The sequence below is a fragment of the Chryseobacterium sp. Tr-659 genome (genome assembly GCF_011752975.1).
In the GTDB taxonomy this organism is placed as follows: Bacteria; Bacteroidota; Bacteroidia; order Flavobacteriales; family Weeksellaceae; genus Chryseobacterium.
On sequence record NZ_VWWP01000004.1, the window covers coordinates 34,037 to 54,440 of the forward strand.

At 37.4% G+C, this 20,404-nt stretch carries 14 protein-coding genes; 4 read left to right on the forward strand and 10 right to left on the reverse strand.

The genetic code is table 11. The features are described 5' to 3' along the window. Positions 1–9 precede the first annotated feature (9 nt). The 5 genes from F3J23_RS10780 to F3J23_RS10800 form a co-directional block, all read right to left on the reverse strand. Positions 10–822, reverse strand: a complete 813-nt coding sequence (locus tag F3J23_RS10780) for a 2,3,4,5-tetrahydropyridine-2,6-dicarboxylate N-succinyltransferase (protein ID WP_167028279.1) — start codon at positions 820–822, stop codon at positions 10–12. Between the two features lie 84 nt (positions 823–906). Beyond that, positions 907–1,518, reverse strand: coding sequence for a methyltransferase family protein (locus F3J23_RS10785; RefSeq protein WP_228455320.1), 612 nt, complete (start codon positions 1,516–1,518; stop codon positions 907–909). A gap of 229 nt (positions 1,519–1,747) precedes the next feature. Then, positions 1,748–2,119 (reverse strand): DUF2255 family protein, encoded by a 372-nt coding sequence (locus F3J23_RS10790; protein ID WP_167028282.1) that lies wholly within the window; start codon positions 2,117–2,119, stop codon positions 1,748–1,750. A 110-nt stretch (positions 2,120–2,229) separates the two neighbouring features. Next, on the reverse strand, positions 2,230–2,556 hold the full coding sequence (locus F3J23_RS10795; protein WP_167028285.1) for a LytR/AlgR family response regulator transcription factor: 327 nt from the start codon (positions 2,554–2,556) through the stop codon (positions 2,230–2,232). A 15-nt stretch (positions 2,557–2,571) separates the two neighbouring features. Then, entirely contained in the window at positions 2,572–3,144 is a 573-nt protein-coding gene (locus tag F3J23_RS10800; RefSeq protein ID WP_167028288.1) for a C40 family peptidase, read from the reverse strand. 153 nt (positions 3,145–3,297) lie between these two features. Here F3J23_RS10800 and F3J23_RS10805 point away from each other — a divergent pair, with 153 nt between their 5' ends. Continuing rightward, on the forward strand, positions 3,298–3,936 hold the full coding sequence (locus F3J23_RS10805) for a hypothetical protein (protein ID WP_167028291.1): 639 nt from the start codon (positions 3,298–3,300) through the stop codon (positions 3,934–3,936). A 70-nt stretch (positions 3,937–4,006) separates the two neighbouring features. Here the strand turns inward: F3J23_RS10805 and F3J23_RS10810 are convergent, their stop codons facing one another. Next, positions 4,007–4,375, reverse strand: a complete 369-nt coding sequence (locus F3J23_RS10810) for a hypothetical protein (protein ID WP_167028294.1) — start codon at positions 4,373–4,375, stop codon at positions 4,007–4,009. A 380-nt stretch (positions 4,376–4,755) separates the two neighbouring features. On the opposite strand from F3J23_RS10810, the gene F3J23_RS10815 reads away from it, so the two are divergent. Continuing rightward, the gene (locus F3J23_RS10815) at positions 4,756–5,439 is read left to right on the forward strand and encodes a hypothetical protein (RefSeq protein ID WP_167028297.1); all 684 of its coding nucleotides are present in this window, start codon (positions 4,756–4,758) and stop codon (positions 5,437–5,439) included. A gap of 342 nt (positions 5,440–5,781) precedes the next feature. Here F3J23_RS10815 and F3J23_RS10820 read toward each other — a convergent pair whose 3' ends face one another. The 4 genes from F3J23_RS10820 to F3J23_RS10835 are packed head-to-tail and all read right to left on the reverse strand — an operon-like array spanning position 5,782 to position 14,440. Next, the gene (locus F3J23_RS10820; RefSeq protein ID WP_167028300.1) at positions 5,782–6,189 is read right to left on the reverse strand and encodes a hypothetical protein; all 408 of its coding nucleotides are present in this window, start codon (positions 6,187–6,189) and stop codon (positions 5,782–5,784) included. Further along, the gene (locus F3J23_RS10825; protein ID WP_167028303.1) at positions 6,189–9,815 is read right to left on the reverse strand and encodes a DUF6443 domain-containing protein; all 3,627 of its coding nucleotides are present in this window, start codon (positions 9,813–9,815) and stop codon (positions 6,189–6,191) included. Before F3J23_RS10825 ends, F3J23_RS10820 begins: the two co-directional genes overlap by 1 nt. Before the next feature lie 9 nt (positions 9,816–9,824). Then, positions 9,825–12,830, reverse strand: a complete 3,006-nt coding sequence (locus F3J23_RS10830) for a hypothetical protein (protein WP_167028306.1) — start codon at positions 12,828–12,830, stop codon at positions 9,825–9,827. Between the two features lie 5 nt (positions 12,831–12,835). Next, positions 12,836–14,440 carry a T9SS type A sorting domain-containing protein gene (locus F3J23_RS10835; RefSeq protein WP_167028309.1) on the reverse strand — a complete coding sequence of 535 codons (1,605 nt, stop codon included), beginning with the start codon at positions 14,438–14,440 and terminating at the stop codon, positions 12,836–12,838. A 580-nt stretch (positions 14,441–15,020) separates the two neighbouring features. On the opposite strand from F3J23_RS10835, the gene F3J23_RS10840 reads away from it, so the two are divergent. Both F3J23_RS10840 and F3J23_RS10845 read left to right on the forward strand, forming a co-directional pair. Beyond that, complete coding sequence (locus tag F3J23_RS10840; RefSeq protein WP_167028312.1) at positions 15,021–17,180, forward strand: hypothetical protein; 2,160 nt, start codon at positions 15,021–15,023, stop codon at positions 17,178–17,180. Positions 17,181–17,191: 11 nt separating this feature from the next. Then, positions 17,192–20,380: a hypothetical protein gene (locus F3J23_RS10845; protein ID WP_167028315.1), complete on the forward strand. Its 3,189-nt coding sequence runs from the start codon at positions 17,192–17,194 to the stop codon at positions 20,378–20,380. Positions 20,381–20,404 lie beyond the last annotated feature (24 nt).

Below are 20,404 nucleotides of genomic sequence, written 5' to 3' on the forward strand. Positions count from 1 at the left end.
ATATTAATCTTATACAGCCACATTATTATCTCTCAATGCATCATTCAGAGATGTTTTCTTATCTGTAGATTCCTTTCTCTGACCAATGATCAATGCACATGGAACCTGATATTCTCCTGCAGGATACTGTTTGGTATAGCTTCCAGGAATTACTACTGAACGTGCAGGAACTCTTCCTTTAATTTCAACAGGTGTATCTCCTGTTACATCAATAATTTTTGTTGATGCAGTCAGTACAACATTGGCACCCAATACTGCTTCTTTTTCTACATGAACTCCTTCTACAACGATACATCTTGAACCGATAAAGCAGTCATCTTCAATGATTACCGGCGCAGCCTGTAACGGCTCCAATACACCACCGATACCTACACCACCGCTCAGGTGAACGTTTTTACCAATCTGTGCACAGCTTCCAACTGTAGCCCATGTATCTACCATTGTTCCGGAATCTACATATGCTCCAATATTTACATAAGATGGCATCATAATTACTCCCGGAGCAATGTAAGCACCTTCTCTCGCCACTGCATGTGGTACAACTCTCACACCTTTTTCAGCATAGTTTCTCTTCAAAGGCATTTTATCATGAAATTCAAACGGACCTACTTCAATAGTTTCCATTTTTTGGATTGGAAAATACATTACGACAGCTTTTTTCACCCATTCATTTACCTGCCATCCGTTTTCTGTAGGTTCAGCAGTACGAAGTTCACCTTTATCAACTAAAGAAATAACCTCTCTGATCGCCTTCTGGCTGTCTTCATTTTGTAATAGTTCTCTATTATCCCAAATATTTTCAATAGTTTGTTGTAACGACATGTTTCTTATTTAAATTAGTTTGAAAAAATTATACCGGCCAAAGATACAAAAAAGTTCAGCAAAACGATTTTTAACATCATGCTTTTAATAAAGGCTCAACATGCGGCCAACTCTCTTTTTATAGGCAAAGTAGATTTCCCCGTGTTGTTTATCCAGATAATCTTCTTCAAGTCTGATCTGAATTTGTATTAAAACACTTCCCATAAATAAAAACAATAAAGTAATCATAGTTGGGAAAGCTAAAAAGAAACCGGCAAGACTTACAGTCATTCCCAGGAATATAGGGTTTCTGGAAAACCTGAACAAACCGCGGGTTATTAATTCAGTTTTGACCTCTTCATCAATTCCTATCCGCCATGAATCTTTCATTTGAAGCTGAGCAACAGTAACCCAGAGAAAAGCACCAATCATTAAAATAATTCCGATATATTTCAAGCCATCAAGATTCATCGATGTGATCATAAAAGCTGAAAATGCCTGACTGGGAAAGAATAAAAGTGTTAAAGTGTAAATAAATAAGCCTAATAAGGTAATTTGAAAATACCGACCAATAAGTGCATATGCTGAATCATCCTTCGGAAGGACGTTTGGATTTTTTCCAATTCTTCCGGCCACTTTCAAACTAATTCCTAAGAATGAAACTCCAAAAAACAGAATAAAATATATTGGAATAAAGTATTGGATAAAATCTGTCATAATATTATAGTTTTTGACAAATTTCAGAAGTTTTATGATGCAATACTATTGCAATGATAACCGCTTTATTAGGATTGCAAATTTTCGCGACCGGAAATCTGGAAATTCACCTCCTTGCGGGTGAAGAAAATTCAAAGAATACTTTCGGGTAAGTTTTGGCTAAAGCCCATCGAAGATTGACATTCTATTAAACAGGCTAAAGCCTGTTTCTTTTGAATGTAAAGGGATCTTAATCCAAAATAATGAACTCCATTGTTTTTTCAACATGTTCTTGCTTACTAATTGCAGCTGCATACGGAATATTGTGTGGGGTGTTGTATTTTTTTACATAAGCGCTGTTAATATCTTTTGTAAGATGATTAATATCTTCAGGAACGACTGCTTTTATAGAGTATATTTCTTCACCGCATTGAATCTCTCCTTTCGGATTTTCTAAAAAAGAATTATACCAGCTTCTTTCGGCGAGGCCCCAGGATCTTGCGAAAATTCTGTCATGAACTACAACCATCCATATTTCAAGAAATCCAGGTCTTTCCAATCCTGCTTTGATCCCAATAATCGTGTTTGTTGTGATGTACTCCAATGCATTGTCTTTATTCATTATCTATATTTTTTTGTAAAACTAGTATAAGAGAATAAAAGAAAAAATTTTTTTATGCAGAGTGTCAGAAATAGAATCCGGATAAATATTTTTCTGATGTTAATAAACTTTTACAGCATCATTTTGCTGAGAGCGTTTGTAAGACAATCTTTATAACTTTTGGCTACTGTAATTTTCATTTCACCACATACGAGCCTGTTGTCTTCGAAAGATTCTACATTGGTTAAATTGACAATATATGAATTATGAACCCGCATAAATTCCTCCGGGAGATTTTCTATGAGTTCTTTAAGGGTTTTGTAATAGATATATCTTTTGGTATCTGTGGTATAAATTTCCACATAATTCCCAAGCCCTTTGATTATATTGATGTCTTTAAAAAAGAGTTTAATCAGCTTCTTATCTGTTTTAATAAAGGCAAATGTTCTGTTTTCCATGATCAATATGATATCTTACAGTACTCTCTGAGCATGAAGATAAGCCTTGTTCCAGTATTTTTCGTTCAGGGAAGAAATAATCACTCCTTTTGAAGTAGAGGCGTGAATGAATCTTACTTCTCCGTCAGGGCCAATATCATGAACGATTCCTACATGAGAAACTCTGCTCCCTCCGGCAGTGGCAAAAAATAACAGATCTCCAGGCTTTACTTCTCTGATATCGATATTTTTTCCCGCTTCAGCCTGATCGGTAGATCTTCTCGGAAGACTGAAGTCGTTTTCTTCAAAAACTTTAACGGTAAATCCGGAACAGTCGAATCCAGATGAGGTATTTCCTCCAAATTTATAAGGGGTTCCAAGATATTTCTCAGCATCTTTTAGAATTTCATTGATTGATCTTGGTACTTTTCCGTCAAATCTTGAATCCAGTTTTCTGAGGTTTTCAGATTTTGCTATTGTTTTCGTACCGGATTTCTTACTGGCAGAAGCATTCTTTGATGCTCCGCAGGAAACCACAAAAGCAGATGCGATCAGTAATACAGACAGCTGCTTTATTCTCAGCTTATATCCAAATAATTCCGTTCCCATACTCGTCTGATTTATACTTAATTAACTAATTCAGGACAAATATACATTTTATATTTTAATTATATTATAACTATACTACAACTATATTATAAATATATGTTAAAACTTTGATATTCATTATTTATTGGTATATTTGAGTCCAATTTTGGAAGTATGGCAACATATGAAAGTCTTATCAAGATCACAGGGGCTGTTGGGGACCTGGTTTTTTATAATCTGAACGGCAAAAATGTGGTTCGGAAGAAAAGCGGGTTCAATAAAACAGCTTTTAAAAAGAGTGCGTCTTATGAGAAGGTACGGCAAAACAGCTCAGAATTTGGGCATTGTTCCAAAATAGGAAAGGTCATCAGAAACAGTATTGATTCTTATATTAAAGAAGCGGGTGATCTCCTCCTCTACCAGAAGTTTGCAAAGTTAATGACCAGTATCAAAGATCTGGACCTCATTTCGGAAAGGGGTAAACGAACCGTAGAGAACGGGTTAAAAACTGATGAAGGTAAAAACCTTCTTAGAGGCTTTGTATTTGGTGAAAAGAAAAACCTGACAGGTTGTATAAGGAGTCAGGGCCAAGCCTTATATCTAAGTGAGCATTGTTTGGCTGAGGAAGCTACTATTATCACTATAAAGATAGATTTTGAAAGCTATCAAGCCGAACATATTGAAGCATCGATTTCATTTCAAAAAGAAAAGAATCAGGGTTTGAAAGAATATGTTTCAGAAAATGATACTTTGCTTTATTTTATTGCATTAAAAGATGAAAAGGGTGAAATTACTCATATGGGATTTCTCTAAGCTTTCTAATGCGACCTAAAGTGTTGAAAAATAAAAAAGTCTGCAGTTGGTTCTGCAGACTTTTTATTTTTTATTTTTTCTCTCCTTTCCAGCTTCCTGATCTTGCAGGTGTCGGAATGGAATTGGACCAAGTTCCGTTTCCTTTTTTATCCGTAGTTAACGTTCCTCTGAATTCTCCTTTTGAGGGAAGCCCTACTGTTGCGTTAAGGTCTCCTGATTCACTTAAATTACCGGAAATATTATAGTTTTCATTATTTACATCGGAATGCATTGTTCCTACCACTTTACCGCTGTCATCTACTACAAAGTTCCAGACTCCTTTGTCATTTCCGTCATAAGTGCCGGACCATGTTCCTACGTAGTCAAAAATGGTATCATCATTGGAGCTACAACCGATAAATAAAAACGCCGTTAAAAAAAGTAAAAAAATTTTCTTCATAGTTTAAAGTAGTTTTATAACCTAAAATTTCTGTTATTTTCTGTTCGATTTCGTAATAATCTTGAGTTGCAGAAAACAAACTTTAATATTTATTATTTTTTATTTCGTGCAAATCTACTAATTTTTTATTCAAATTATCTGAATTTTAATCAGTCCTCTATATCTTTATTAAAAATCAATATATTCCGGCTAAAATACAAATATTTTTCAAACAAAAACAGCTCTCTAAAATTTTGAGTTATCCTAAGTTTAAAAAACTCACTTCAATTTATATTAAGAATATTTAAAGTTGATGGCATATACATTTTAAGCAAATTTTAATTTTCATTGCATATATATTTCCTATATTAGTGAAAAATTTAAAATATTTACTCAATAACATGAAAACAAAGACATTTTTTTGGGCATCTTTTGCTTTTTTTAACAGTTTAAGTGCGCAGGTAGGAATTAATACAAATACTCCAACCCAAACTTTAGACATTAATGGTCAAGTTAGAGTAAGAGGATTATCCAATGCTGACGGGAAGATTGTAGCGGCGGATTCTCAAGGAGTTCTTACATTGATTTCGCCGGAAGAACTTTTTGCTCCGAAAGCATTATTGAATACTTCTATGTCTGCATCTGAACAAAGGCTGACTATTTATGAAGGAAAATGTTTTGTTCCTACTGACAATGCTTCATCTTGCACTGTTTCTTTAAACCATTATACTTCATGCCTAGGATTCAATAATCCTGTAGATACCCAGGTTGTGATTGGGCAAGGAATCAATACAGGTAACGGACAGTTTTTAGGTGTATGGACCGCGAGATATGTTGATAATAAAGGATTTTCTAATGCCACTCCTACTGCGAACCAGACGGCTCCTGACTATCCCAGAATTTCTTATCCGACAGCTAACAAGGTTAATTATTTAGGAAGCGGTGACTTTGCCGGACAATGTAATGCAGATTTTGTAACCACCATCAACCAGACCACCGGAGATATAAAGATAGAATCTGTGAAACGAAGCATGTATGCTCATTTGGTGTATCTTATTAATATTGCCCGCTCCAGATCTTTATAATAAAACGATATTTGATTTCAGAAACAGCTGCAATATTTTCATTGTGGCTGTTTCGCTTTTATAGAAGATACAGCTGAATTCTACCACAAATAATAATATAACTACTAATGTAATAAAAAGCCTCCGAATCCGGAGGCAAAAACTATTGGGATGAATGAAAAACTTTGATTAAAAGTATGAAACATTCATTGGTATCTTTATGAGCCGAGTCATAATAAAGAAAATCTTTATTTCTGGAAGTTTAATTTTAATATTTAACGAATAAACGGGACTACCTTTGAGTCCCGTTTATTTTAAACCTGAATAGAAATTATAATCTGTTTTTCAGCTTATATAAATTTATTATTTTTTTGCCCATGATGGAAGCGCTTTCCATCCTTCCTTTGGGGCTTCTTTAATACTATCCGGAACAGGAATATTCGGATAGATTGTAGAAAAAGAATGATCCTTTACTGAAAACTGCACTAAATACCTGCCAGGAATTTTTACCTCGGGATCTAAAGCATAAATATTCGTCTCATTATAGTTTTTCCCATCCACATTATAATTATACTCTATCCTTTTATAAGATATTACGGGCCAATACATTTTTGTTGCATACGCTATTGTGTAATTTCCTTCCTTTATGGGAGATTGTTTTGTATAGATATACCAAAATAAGGGAGATATCACTATCAATAAAAATACGATATTCCATTTTGACTCTCTGACAAAAAAATAATAGTGTAGTTTTTCAAATAATTTTTTCATTATGGTACTCTGTTTTGAAGAGTTGCTCTGGTATAATCCGGTGTATTCATTAATACATTAGCCACCGCAGTCCCTGCAGTCTGTCCTAAGGTTGATGTAGTACTCATATATGATCCTACCACAATACTCTTGAATACCGGAGAAGATGTTATTCCATTTACCGCGGCTCCTCCCGCAATACTCAGACTTGCCTGCGTGGCATAAGTCCCTAAAGAAACTCCACCTGTAAATACTGATTTAGTGTCTGCTGCATTAACATTAATAGCAGTTGATACCACAGCATTACCTATATAGCTCACTCCTGCACCTGCTAAGGCAGATTGTGTCAGATTAACATTCTTTATCGCTGATCCTAAGTTTCCACCATTGGTATTAAAATTAGCCGCAGCCTGTACTGAAGCATCTGTTAAAAACCTTGCACTAACGGCACTGGCGGTCATTTCTCCTGATACCGCAAACCCACCTAATCCACCAGTTGCAATAGCGATAGGAACACCAATGAACAAAGCTTTTTCCACACTTTCTAATTGTTTGCAGGCATTACAATTATTAATTGCCTCGCCTAATCTTGCTCTATTAACATCGGTAAAATCTTCAGACCATTTTCCTTCAGTTCCTAATGTTACTTCAGATCCTGATTTAGAAGTATATTTATTATTGGTAACACCATCAGAATAAGAGTCAAATCCATTTTTAGCGGCATCCGAAGCGTTCGTTATATCTGCTCTCCATTGCCATGTAGTACTTCCGTTAACATCTGTCTTCCCAACCCAGTCTGTTCCTCTTCTACCATCCGGATCAATAAATCTTATCGGATTATTAAATACATAATTATATGGACTATATCTTGTCATTTTCTCTGCCAAAGGATCTACCGTTCCCCATCTTCCCAGCTCCGGCATATACATTCTGGCTCCGTAATCATACATCTTTGTCTCAGCCTGGTATTCTTTCCCATTATAAGCATAACTGTAATTAGGAGACAATGAACCAAAGATATTCACTCCGTTATCACCAAACGTCAATCCGAAAGGATAGTAATCATTCGTCCGGTCAACCACTGCATTGTTATTAATCCCTTGGTAGAAAGCCAGACGGATATTACCCAGATGATCTTTATACTGGTAAATATACTTATTTTGAACAAAATCAAAATAACCTTCTGTAGTTGGTACAAACTGAAGGACCGAGGTTGGAGGAGCAGGATCAAAGATTATTCCTGAAGATTCCCCTGTATACTGAAAACCATCAAGATAATCTGTCATCGTGGTCACGCTATTATTATTTCTTCCTGAAAAATAACTGTAATCCTTATGCAGCTTAGCTCCATCCGCTCTGTAAAGATAGGAGATATTCTCCATTAAATAATTTCCAAATCTATCAGCAATTGTCGTCTTTTTCTTTATCCTGTTTGGTAAATTAAGCGGGTTATACGCTATTTCTGAAATCCTCTTATCATCATGATCGGTCATATTACCGTTATTATCATAATGAATAAGTGATCCTGAAGTATCAGGGTAGCCAAAATGGTTCAATGAAGAATCCGTAACAGTATCAAGGCGGTTACCAGTGTAAACATACGATAGATTATCGATCAGCTCTGCTCCTACGTTAGCTGCGTTTCTATATCTTTTAAGGCTTGCTATATTTCCATTGAGATCATAGGTTGTACTTTCGTTATAATAATTGTTCTGAGGAACAGAAGTGTCCGGTTCTGAATAAATTCCTTCTGTTAGTCTGCTTAATTTATCATATTTGTAATTATATCTTTTAAGAATATTATCACGAGACGTTCTCCAGTCAACTTCCGTTATATTACCGTTGAACCTTCCGGAAGACACATTTGAGTAGACAGGAGAGGTATATTTTACTTCATAACCGAATAACTTTCCGTTAAGATTAGCCGGATCATTGATTTTCGTCATCCAGCCACGGATATTATACTTGAAATCCATCTGCTGAAGCGGAGCTGCCGCCGCAATTCCTCCTACTTTTTTATTTTCCAGCTGAGAAAGTTCATTGTACTTATTCTGGGTCAAGAACTCTACGGGATTACTTCCCACCTGGTGGGTGTGTACCAGCAATCTGTTCTGATCGTCATAATCAAAAGTCTCTTTTATCGTGACTTCTGGATCCATGGCCAAACGACTATGTTTGGTGATCGTTGTCTTGGCAACTCCTGAAAAGTCCAGCTGCGATTCTACATAGGTATGTCCTCCCAAATGATTCACAGAGTAACTCCCTATACTTCTTCCTTTGGTGTCGTAATAACTGTAATTCTTTGTCCAGCTGTCGTTTTCAATATTCTTTATATAGGTAGCTGTAGGAAGACTTTTGGTACTAAAAGTCTGTGAAATGTCATCACCAAGAGTGGGTTGTGAAAATGTATTGGCAAATACCGGACTTCCTGAGGGATAGGTATCATAATAGTTAATGGTATATACTTTTTCTATATTTTCTCCAGGATAGCCGGAATTAGTGTAATTAATCGTCATCCCTTCAAAATTAAACCCCGTGCTGCTACGTTCCTCTGTAGCAGGACGTCCGTTATCTATATGCTGGTAAATGCTGTTCTGAACCTGTTGACGTGTAAATTGCGCTCCTATGTTCGCTATACCTGAAAATATAACACGTGAGTACTTGTCATATTTATTGAACATCCATTTCCCTGAAGCACGCATATTCGCATCCTGGGTCATGATAAGACGGTCGGCTTTATCATACGTCATATATTCCCAGCCTTTCCCGGGAAGTTTCTTCTCAACAAGCCTTCCTTTGCCATCATAACGGTACTGATAGCACAAGCTGTTCAGAAGGTCTTCGGTAACGGGTTTGTGAATGGCATTGGGTGGAAGAACAAATGCCAGCTGGTTATATTCATTATACACATAATATGTATCTATTTCTACAGTTTCGCTTACTTTTCTTACCAGAATTAGCTGACCCTGACCGTTTTTAAATTCAATGGTCTTATTGCCATCTTCATCAGTAATGGTATTTTTATACAACTGACCAGGGGCATAAACGGTGGCTGAAGAAAGGCTCAACTGGCTCTTGGTGGCTCCCCCATCCCATGTGGTGGTGGTTATATACTGATAGACTTCATTAGACAGATTGGCATCATAATCAAATTTAGCGGGCTGGTTACTCCAGGCATTGCCTACCTGAACCTGTTGCTGAATTCTGTCTAAAGGAGAGTTTTCAAGAATCTTTTCTGAAAAGGCTTTTTCTCCGGTGTACATCCCTGCCGCATCGTTTACAGGGAAATCTACCAAAGAGGAGTTTTGAGGATAGATACTCCCGTTCTGGCTCCCGGACTGAGGCACGGGAAGATAGTCGCGGGTATGTCTCCCAAAGGAATCATACACAATGGGTGTAACCACATCTTTACCTGAGGGCGAAGCTTTGATTCCAACAACCTGCTTGACTCTCCCCAAGCCGTCAAAAAACTGAACACTCTGGATTTGACGCGCACTAGCATCACTCTGGGTTTTGGCTTCTAAATAGGTCCTTGTATATATATAATTTTCTGTAGTGGTACTGGCTAATCCGGAAGGCAGCTGAACCTGTGCCTTAATGGTACTCATCAGTAAAAGAGTACTTATGGGGATTATTAATTTTTTCATGGAGGGGTATTAGTTTTTATAGTTGTATTTCATTTCCTTCAAAAGCTTTCCGTTGGAATCTATTACTTTTTCCAGACGGTTCGAGGTATCATAGAGGTAACTCTCCCGAATGCCTGAAGGCGGCGTAATGCTTGTTACTCCGATAAGCGGATTGTAAGTATAGGTTGTGATCTGATAGTTGGAAAGATTACTGTTCTGCCTGAAGTTTTCCAAAGAAGAAAGCAATATTCCTTCTTTACTTGGGTCTGCAGCATCTGCATCTGAATCATTTACAATAGTGGTAATAACTCCCAAGCCAACCAGTTGATCATAGGTTGCTCCTTCTACTCTGGCTATCGGCTGCGTATTGTTATATCCCCATATAAAGCTTACAGGAGAACCATCTTTGGTGGTGTACTGTAAAAGATTACCTTTGGAATCATACTTATCATAAGTTATATCAGTTTGCGAAGCAAAAATATTGGATAAATCATAAGACCTGGTAAACATTGGCAATATCAATCCTGAAGTTTTGGTATTAGCTTCTTGCTGGCTCGCCGGATATATCGTTTCTGATTTAGAAATAGGAGTATAATAATTTTTTCTGGCCTCAACAGATACTGGAATTCCTACCATATTTTTTGAAATCATCAAACTATTATTAACATTTGCATCATTGGCATATGCCAGCTGTTTTTCTACTGCATTATTATCCGGAGAGATTGTTCTTTCTATTGTTAAATTGAGGTTGAAACCGCTTTCATGCAGATAGTCTGTTTTGGTGGTAAGTATTTTATCACCCAAATAATCTTTTGTGGTGCTTGAGATCAGGAAATAAGGATAGGCAAATTCTTTCTGATAATGAATCCACGATGAAAGCTGGTGTACTCTTGTAAAGTATCTATTTTGCAGTAAAGAGTGGTAGCTTAATGATGAATATGTATTGCTTATTTCTTTGATAACATTATTGTTATTAAACATCTGTGTTTTCAATAGCTTCCCACGCTGATATTCATTAGAATTATGCCTGATAAAGAAATTTTTTGTCAGTTTATAAGGTTTAACATCATCAGAAAGGTTTACATTACTTTGCTCAATAAGTACATCCGGATTGGTAGAATAATCACTGAAAAAATATTTTTTCTGCAATGTATTATTTACTAACTCCGCAACTTCGCTATAGCTTATTGGTGAAGAACTTAATGAGTTTTCTGAAATATTTTGTGCTGTTTCTGTTAAAACCTGTGTACGTCCTGATCCTATATTTTTATAATCTATATAGTTCATGTACCTGAACATCTGCGTTGAAATACCACTTGATTCAGTTGATCCGGAGCCATAGTCTTTTATATATTTAAAATCTCTTACCACGGTATTTACCCCGTCAGAATCAACAATTTTACTAATACGGGCTCCGCCAACACTTCCTGATTCAGTTTTCACATAAGGGAAAAAGTCTGAAGAAAAGTCTTTTTCCACTTTTTTGGAATACGCATGAGGTTCATAATAGAATGTTGAACTTCCTCCAGTTGGATAAGTGGCAACTTTTAACAATCCCGTACTTACCAGCCCCGGATTGGCATTTCTGGAGGTACCGGTAATTTGATAATCTCCGGTATCTGCATTAAAATTATATTTGGGGATCAGATAATTATTATTTTCATCCTGCCCGTTCCAGTATCCCCAAAAATCAATTCCTAATGTAGTTTCTTTTGGAAGTGTTTCTTTACTATAATAATCAAAGGTATATTTTTTATTATTCTGAAAGTTAACTGCTGTCAGAAAGAATCTGTCTTTATTTCTGTAATATTCAAAATCTATTTTTTTTACCATAAGATTTTGATCTTTAATTTCAATACTGCTCAACTTTAAAGGCTGATAACTATTATCATTGGATTGATAACGTGTATAATTAAAGCCTACAAGCTGCCTTCCATCTAAGGATATCTTTGAAGGAAAAACTTTTTTAGTAAGAGTATATTGGAAATAAGGTGCCTGGTAAGAGAAACCGCTACCATCACCCCAAACATGATTACCACCCATGCTGGTGTCATAATTGTAGCTGAAGCGCTGATTTTCCTGGCTGACATATTTATTGTAATCAAATAGTTCTTCTACAAAGTCAAATGTAGAGTGCTGAGGAGGTGGAACCGATGTACAAAAGTTACCTAAACTGGGCATTTCAAAATTGCCATCTATCTTTTTATATTTTAGATATTCTATTTCTAATACATGATTATTAGGATATTCAACTTTTCTTAAATACCAGCTGTTGATTGAAAAAATCCCCTGGCCATTTGGAAGAAAATGGGCAGGATCTTTGGAGTTTCCCATTTGATAAGAAATCTCAAGATTGGTATGGTTTCCTCCAAAATAGTATTTGATACCCCTCCCATCAGTAATAACAATTTCTGAGTTTTCCGGAGTACAGGCGTAATTTTGCTGACTACTTAAATTAGAAACATCTACTTTTAAGTTCATATCTTCTGAAACAGCGATCGGAATTCCATTATTCCCGATATAGAAATATCCGGAAACTCCCATGAAATTAAAATTGAATTTGTCTGGTTTAAGTTCATACTGATAACCTCCTACAGATACATGATCTTTCCAATAAGAAGAACTGTAATTTCCTGTATAAACATCAAAATTCGATTTGGGGCTTAATCTTGCTCCCACAAGAAAACCTTTTGATGAGAATGTACTTTCGGATGAATCTGAATCATCAGCAATTCCATTAACATCTCTTGAAATAACACCTCCAAAATTTAAAAACCAGTTCTGTCCTACATAATTTGATTTTTTATTAGGGATAAATCCTGAAGAATTATACCCTAATGTCAGGTTAAAATCTCCAATTGAGTTGAAATTTCCTGCAAATAACGGAATACTTAAATCAATTCCTCCAACATTTAAATTAACCGGAATATTCCCGTACCTCTCCATCTCGTAACTTTGAGGAGATTTCACATTGACAGTTTGAGAGTTATATAAAGAAGAAAGCAGTAACGAAACTAATATTATATTCTTTTTCATGTATTCTATTTCTTAATCAGCTTTGCATTCGCCGTTTTGTTATCATTAGTTTTTATGGTAATTAAATAAGCTCCCTGAACCAAAGCTTGCGTATTAATCTTAGTCACTTTATTCTTTGTTTTCAGGTTCTGGATCTGTCTTCCACTCATATCATACAACAGAATATCTGCATCCTTAAAATCAAAGCCGATTTCTACATACGCATAATCGGATACAGGGTTTGGATAAATCTTGATGTCGTATTTTTCAATCAACTGATCTACTTGTTTGTCTCCAAGCTTCACAATCTTCCAGTTTTCTTTGCCAAGTTCTTCTGCACTCGTTCCTGCTAAAATGATGGAACCATCACGGTTTAATTTTAAATCGGAAAGTCTCTCTTCTTTCTTTCTGGATTCTCCGGCGATGTGTTTTCTCCACTGTTCGTTTCCGTTTTGATCTAAATACAGCATCCAGAAGGTTTCATCATCTTTCTCTATTCTTCCTTCTGCCTGGGTATAACCTCCCAACAGAATACCTTTTGACCTCCGGCTTCCATCTTCCAGCTCCCCGCTGATCACATTCATTCCCATCAGGACATCTCGGTTTTTGAAGTTGTAGGATTTCTGCCACTGTTCTTCTCCTCTTTCGTTTAAAGAAATCAGCCAAAGGTCTGTGCCTTCTTCAATGCCTACTGTTTTATTGCCGGATCTTTCGGATCTGGATTCTCCTCCAATAATGTAACCTGTTGAAGTTAATGCCAGTGTTCTTAGATGGTCATCTCCTTTGCCTCCGAAATTCTTTTCCCATTCTACTTTTCCGTTTTTATCTAGTTTGATGATCCAGTAATCGCCTTCCCCGAAATTGCTGCTGGATTTGGAATGAGAGACAAGCTTTGCACTGCTTCCAGCATCCTGCTCCCCGCTTCCCGCCTTCACCTCAGAGCTTCTGGAATAAACTCCCAGTAAGGCTCCGCCATCTTTTGTAGGAATCATCTTTTCGACTTCATCCAACCCTTTTCCGCCTAAAATTAATTGGGACAGCTCTTTTCCGTTTTTGTCGAGTCTTGTGATCCAGACATCTTTGGATCCATAGCCTTTTGAAGCGTTCTGTACATTACCGGCTGCAAAGAATCCTAAATCCGTGGTTTGGATAACAGCTCTGGCTTCTTCATCGGAAGGGGTGCCTAATGTTTTCTGCCATAATTCATCGCCGAATTCATTGATTCTGATCAGCCAGATATCGGAACCGCCTTTGGATTCTTCTTTTTTATCTAATCCTTTTCCTGAGTAAGAGGTTCCGGCTAGTAGAAAGCCCCCATCCTGAGTGGTAACGGTGGCTGACAGGTAATCATGGTTAGATCCTGAGAAATATTTTTCCCAGGCCTGGTCTCCCTGCTGGTTGAGTTTAACCAGGTGAAAATCGTAACCGTTGTTTGGTTTAGTTCCAGCCTCCTGCTTCCCTCTTGATTGTATGGCGCTTCCGGTGATAAGATACTGCTGATCGATGGTTGTGGTGACCTGTGAAAGAAAATCCTGGGTAGAGGATTTGATATCTTTTTGCCAGACCACTTCCTGGGCCTGGAATGTTGCTGCCACTGAAAGAATCGGCAGATACATTAAAAGTTTTTTCATAGTTATAGTTTATTAAAAGTATGCATAAGGCATATAATCTGATGAGACTATATCCTTTATCTTAATTAATTATATCTGGTAAAATCCAAGGAGAAGATGTCAAAAGTGACATGAAACTACATCAGTTTAAGTAAATACTGAACATTTAAAATTTACTCTTCCGTCAGCTAAAAAAGCCTGGTTAAGCTTTGGTTTCATAGATTATCGTTGTTTTTTAAAGCACTAAATTAAACAAATATTTAAAAATAGCAGTATTCAAATTCATTTAATTTATTATTAAAATCAGTTCAATTTGATAATATCTCAATTTTTCTATAGAAATTTTATGGGCGATAATCTTTATGTTATGGCGGCTGGTTCCGAAGCTTCCTTTTCTCAGTATAATAAAATACGAGGCTACCGTATTTCTACTCATATTTAAAAATAAGTATTTCAACTGTTTTATACCTTTAATTTAAGTGGTTATTTAGACTCTTCAAATTGTACCGACTTATACCTCCAATCCCTATGGATTACTCTTGATATAAGAGATTTTAAGCCCTGTATATACTTATTATTACAAAAACCAAAAAAAAACGATATGCCTAAAACAATTTTAAAAACCAGTGAAATCACTCTTGAAAAATCACTTATAAGTGACAAGGTTAATTATGAACAAATGGAAGTACGCCATGATGCAAGTACAGGTAAGTTCAGCTTTTTTATAGGGCCAAATGATGGACAACACCTCTATGAAGTAAAAACTGTATTTGGTATAGACGGCATTGGGAATGAAACAGCCATGCTATCTGTACTCGGGAAAAAGAAAACCACAGTTTCAAGATCGCATAATAATGAATTTACAATACGTCTTGTAGACAAACAATCTGGCCAGACTCCCCATAATGATCAGGCATTATCTTCTGAAAATGATTCATCAGGTCTATTAGATAAAGACAGCCTGATTTCAACCATGCAAAGTTTACCTCTTACAGACGGATGGGATATGGTTGTCGTTTATGGGCTGACTACGCTTAATAATGTACTGGAAACCATTTATTCAGACCCAACAGGAAAGGTTGTCAAAAATATTATATTAGGGAGCGACGATACTCCTTATCAAAGTACATACACAGTTATCAGCATCCCGAAAGTGTTTACAGGTTTATCTCTGAGTGTGCTGCAAACAATAAATATGGCAGTAGAAACACCTGTAATGTCATTTGAAGCAGATGTTGACTCTAGTTCTAACTCAGCTATTCTCAACATGCCTATCAGTTCTGTTACCTCGCAAAGTTATGACTTCACGCTGGAACTAATAAACCCTCAACCTAGTGGCATTACCGGCCTTACAAACAATAATGTATGGTATAAAAGCACAGACGGAAAAACTTTTACCGAAGTTTCAGTGAGTGAGGTATCTACCGCAAATCAATCCGACTGGAGCCTTTATTATCTGAAAGCACAAGATCCATCTCTAAGTACGGTATACAATAACATGATCTATAATCTTGCGAGTGTAAATCCTCCAAACACCCAGCCTAGCGTAGATCCAGGGTTTGCACTGCAGGCAATAGTGCCTATATCGGGAGTTACAGGTTCCGGTGAAGTACAGCCTGGTGATGATGTAATTAGCTTTGACGGCACAGGTGGTACAGGTACTTCTATTGTACTTGATTTCCAAACATCAAACAATCAGACAACTTATACGTTTACCCAAAACGGGCAACCCTACGATCCAACGATATTGATTAATTCCCCCAACCTATTAGAAGACATTAAAAATTATTTTATTACACATGTTTCTGCTATTGATTACTCACTTACGAGCATAACAAATACCAATACAGGCGGAGTGGTTCCACTTACTCCAAAAAATTTCAGATTACAAACACAGCAAGTTAACGGGCAGGGCTATCTGGCTTTGTTTATTCAAACCAACGAAAGCGGTCTTGGAGAAGGAGGTTCTAACCTTGTTTTTCAGGATGTAAACAATAGCCCTTTTGTTCCTTTGTGTAATGAAGCTAATACAACGGTCATGTTTTCGCGTGATTTTATGTCAAAGTTTTATCTTCCTACAGGACTTTCGAACTGTGGTTATACGGATGCCACTAATATTGGGAATGAAAATGTCCCGATTTCCGTTTCTGCTGTATATACTTTCCAGGAAACACTGAATATTAAAGTTTCGCTTAACCTGAGCTTTTGGCAATCATTAAGCTCTGGGTATACAAGTGCAGACGCTGATCCTGTAAATTTTAATGGTGTTCCGATGAGCATCACATTTACAGATAGTAATAATCTTACATTAGCGGTGAACGCAGTTGAAACTACTAATTTAAACCTGCATTATTTTACACCGGGCGGCCCGTGTATGCCGCCAATTTCAGGAACAGATACTTATCCGGTAACCATCACAACACAGATCAACAACAATGCGGCAACTGTTCCTCTTCAATGGGTTACAGACAGCCAGGGAGATCTTAGCTTTGCTTTTTCGGTAGGACAAAATGATTATACGCCTAATATTTCAGTAAGCGGCTTCTCAGAATCCTGTGATTCAATAAGTATTAATGATATTAATAGCCAAATACAAAGCCAGGTAGGCGCTATCCTTCCACAACAGAACGTAACACTTGAAACACTTAAGACCGTAGCAGAAACAAATCTTTTATTTAACGGGCAGCAACGGTTTACATTGGATACAAGCCTAAACGTAAGCTCACCCCGCGACATTGTTATGTTCGGAAACATTTCTTAAAGAAAAGCGACATGTACAAGATATCAAAAACAATAAGGCACAAAAGCGCTGACAATGCCAGCCAGAGTACGACATATATCCCTTTAGGGGGTACATCAGCTGCAGATCAAGACCTGTTTGCTCAAGAGCAGGAATATTACATGCATTCTGTAGACATCAATAACAATACGTTAATCTTAACCACACTTGATAATTTCCAGGTTGGCGGCTCTTCTGATTTTAGTGATGATAGTGACGCTCCACAAACTACGATTATTGCGGAGCTTCTTACTCTTACGGGTGCACTAAAAGCGCAAAACCTTACCATCGCCGGCATTATAACCTCTTCAGATAATGGTACTTTTGATGTAAGCGGAAACCCACCTGTTGCTCAGCCTCCCGCTATAACGGGGAACGGAGGACCTGCAAGTCCGGGTAATCCTGCAGGAACCATTCAGCTGCTCTCACAACAGGTTAACATCCCTTTACCTCAATTCAATGCAGCAGGTGGTGATGGACAAAACGGACAGAATGCATCTGAAGGAATTGGAGGGGACAGCGGAAATGGAGGAAACGGAGGCAATGTTACCTGCCAGATATTCAGTCCCTTTCTTGCTTCGGTTAACAATATCAATACTGTTTTGAGTAATCTGAACAAAGCCGCTTTGTACGATTTATCTGATCAGCTGCAAACTGCTTTTCCCAATAGTGCATTAGATAGTAAGTTTCAGGAGATCAAAACCAAAGCTGATGCATTATTTCCTTCCGATCAACCAGTTAATCCTTCTGTATTGGGAGCATTAACAAGTTTACTGGACGAATTATCTGCTGATTTTACTGTTGAAGATAAAAGCCTGCAATCGGGTATTATAAGCCAAATTAATAATCATGCTGGCAATGCAGGGAAAAAAGGTGATGGCTCAACAGGCGACGGTTCAGTAGGAAAATATGGAACTGCACCCAAGGCAGGCGATATCAATGTAACAACCTTCGATACCTCACCAACTCCCGGAAGCATGAGCATCGATCAAGGAGATTCCGGTACTTCAGTAGACCAAGCCTTTCTCACACAAACAAAAATGGCATTACAGAAAGCAAAGATGGCCTATCTTCAAGCAGACTCGGTAGAAGATCCTGATGCCATGACCACTGCTGCCATTCTTCTTCAGCGTCTTACAAAGCGTCTTGATTTCGTATTAAATCAGCAAGGAACATTACCCACAAACCTGCTCCCTTATCAATCCATATATAATGAAGCCAATGCCTATATGCGACAATTTGCAAAAGGAATGGATTATTACGGGCATGGTTACAATTATGTTCCATTGGTTGCTTTAAAACAGTATCAAACTGTTTTACAAACATTAGTCAATAACCTTCAGGAAATAGAAAATGCCTATGCATCTTACTTCAGCAGCCTACAGAACCAGGATCAAACCCGCGCTAATGTTCAGATCGTAAAAAGTGCGGCCGGTACTGCTGTAAAAACAGCACAGGCCAACATCGACGATTTATATAATCTTATGGATACAACAGGACAGAATATAGGTCAGTATGAAGTACCGATTGCTACAAAAGAAGCCTACCTTGAAGCGACAATTAAACAGACTTCACTGGATATTATGGCTTATTACAATGCTCCTGACGGTTTTGAAATTTTTGATGACGTAGTGAGTGCATTGTCAACCTTTGCAATGGCTCCCAGTGGCTTTATGGGTTTCCTTCAGGGAGCAGATACCATAGCAAAAACAATCAACTCTTTTTCTAAAGCTGCTGCAACGATTCCCGATGACCAGGGAAGCCAAATTAACAGAACTTATCTGGTAAGCCAGGTAACATCACTGGGAGACGACATTAACAATCTGAACGAAAGTTACACACAATTGGATGATGGTTCATTAAGCCCCAGTGATCCCGGAGCCTCAAAAATATTGGCAACAGAATCTCAGCTAATGCAGCTCCTTAATAGTTTTAAAAACGAGCTGCCTGATGATATAAAAGCTGTTCAGGATGCTTTTACTGATTACATACAATGTATAAACAACAGAAACAATCTCATTTTACAATACAATGCCATGCTTGATCTTGTAGTTCAATATAACTCACAGATCGATTCGGCGAACCAAACGATAAGCCAGGCCAATCAGGTGAGTAAGAATCAGCTTGACCCAGCACTTCCGAGTGTTGTTAATGCGGTGGGAAACATGTTCAATATTATGAGAGATCAGGTCTTGTCATGTGCTTATGAAGCTTCACGTGCTTTACAATTCTGGTCTTTGAGCAATACTAATTTTTTTGCTGAGGCATTGGGTTTCGATCAGGGAGGTATGGTTCCTTCGGATATAACTTTTAATTTCATAGAAAGTGCCTTCTCACAGCAATGGCTCACAGCCCTTGAAAATTTTTCCACAAACCCTACTCCATTTCCTGCCAACCCGTTAACTCAAAGCGGAGCTATCTATCGTATTGATGACCCTAACATTCTCCAGACAATGAAAAATGAAGGAGCTGTCATCATCAATATCCCGGCAATTACCAAAGGTTCTTTCCTGGATGGGAATTGGGCTAACAGTTTATTATTTAACGCTGCCAATGTCCGCATCACCAATGTATGTGTATGGCTTGACGGAGCTGAGGTTACTCCTTCTGTTAAAAATCCTCAGGATGATTATATCCAGTTAACAATTACGCATCAGGGTATGGAAACACTAGTCTCTCCTGAAAATGAACAATATAAGTTCGAGCATCAGTCAATAAGCAAAACTTTTACTTACAGCAGCAAGAGCCTGAATGTTGAAATTCCGGCAAATTTTGGAATTCCCGACTCCACAGATCCTACTTCAGGTGAAAACTTTACATTACTGGGACCATTTACCAACTGGAAGATTGAGATCGAAAACGTTTCTTCATCTACGGAAGACCTCAGCACTGCATTAAATAATGGAAAAGTGCTGCCAGGCTCAACGGTACAGATTGATAATGTTACTTATAATGTAGTTTCTGTTCAGCAGCAAAACAGCGATATCTTATTGAATGTAACGCTCTTTGGATTACCTAAACAATATACACTTTCTTCAAACGTGATCAAGGATCCCAAAGGTAAGGCAGTGGTATCGGCAATAGCAATTCTTCCGCCGGATCCTTCTGCCAAGCAGACAGATCTTTCCGGCTTAACCGCTATACGAATGGAGCTATTTGGCACCTTATATACTTTTTCATAAATAATTCTCAAACTAAAAAACATC

Excerpts from the sequence above, each read along its gene's own strand:
- F3J23_RS10780 (WP_167028279.1), bottom strand. The coding sequence starts at position 822 with ATGTCGTTACAACAAACTATTGAAAATATTTGGGATAATAGAGAACTA.
- F3J23_RS10785 (WP_228455320.1), bottom strand. The coding sequence starts at position 1,518 with ATGACAGATTTTATCCAATACTTTATTCCAATATATTTTATTCTGTTT.
- F3J23_RS10790 (WP_167028282.1), bottom strand. The coding sequence starts at position 2,119 with ATGAATAAAGACAATGCATTGGAGTACATCACAACAAACACGATTATT.
- F3J23_RS10795 (WP_167028285.1), bottom strand. The coding sequence starts at position 2,556 with ATGGAAAACAGAACATTTGCCTTTATTAAAACAGATAAGAAGCTGATT.
- F3J23_RS10800 (WP_167028288.1), bottom strand. The coding sequence starts at position 3,144 with ATGGGAACGGAATTATTTGGATATAAGCTGAGAATAAAGCAGCTGTCT.
- F3J23_RS10805 (WP_167028291.1), top strand. The coding sequence starts at position 3,298 with ATGGCAACATATGAAAGTCTTATCAAGATCACAGGGGCTGTTGGGGAC.
- F3J23_RS10810 (WP_167028294.1), bottom strand. The coding sequence starts at position 4,375 with ATGAAGAAAATTTTTTTACTTTTTTTAACGGCGTTTTTATTTATCGGT.
- F3J23_RS10815 (WP_167028297.1), top strand. The coding sequence starts at position 4,756 with ATGAAAACAAAGACATTTTTTTGGGCATCTTTTGCTTTTTTTAACAGT.
- F3J23_RS10820 (WP_167028300.1), bottom strand. The coding sequence starts at position 6,189 with ATGAAAAAATTATTTGAAAAACTACACTATTATTTTTTTGTCAGAGAG.
- F3J23_RS10825 (WP_167028303.1), bottom strand. The coding sequence starts at position 9,815 with ATGAAAAAATTAATAATCCCCATAAGTACTCTTTTACTGATGAGTACC.
- F3J23_RS10830 (WP_167028306.1), bottom strand. The coding sequence starts at position 12,830 with ATGAAAAAGAATATAATATTAGTTTCGTTACTGCTTTCTTCTTTATAT.
- F3J23_RS10835 (WP_167028309.1), bottom strand. The coding sequence starts at position 14,440 with ATGAAAAAACTTTTAATGTATCTGCCGATTCTTTCAGTGGCAGCAACA.
- F3J23_RS10840 (WP_167028312.1), top strand. The coding sequence starts at position 15,021 with ATGCCTAAAACAATTTTAAAAACCAGTGAAATCACTCTTGAAAAATCA.
- F3J23_RS10845 (WP_167028315.1), top strand. The coding sequence starts at position 17,192 with ATGTACAAGATATCAAAAACAATAAGGCACAAAAGCGCTGACAATGCC.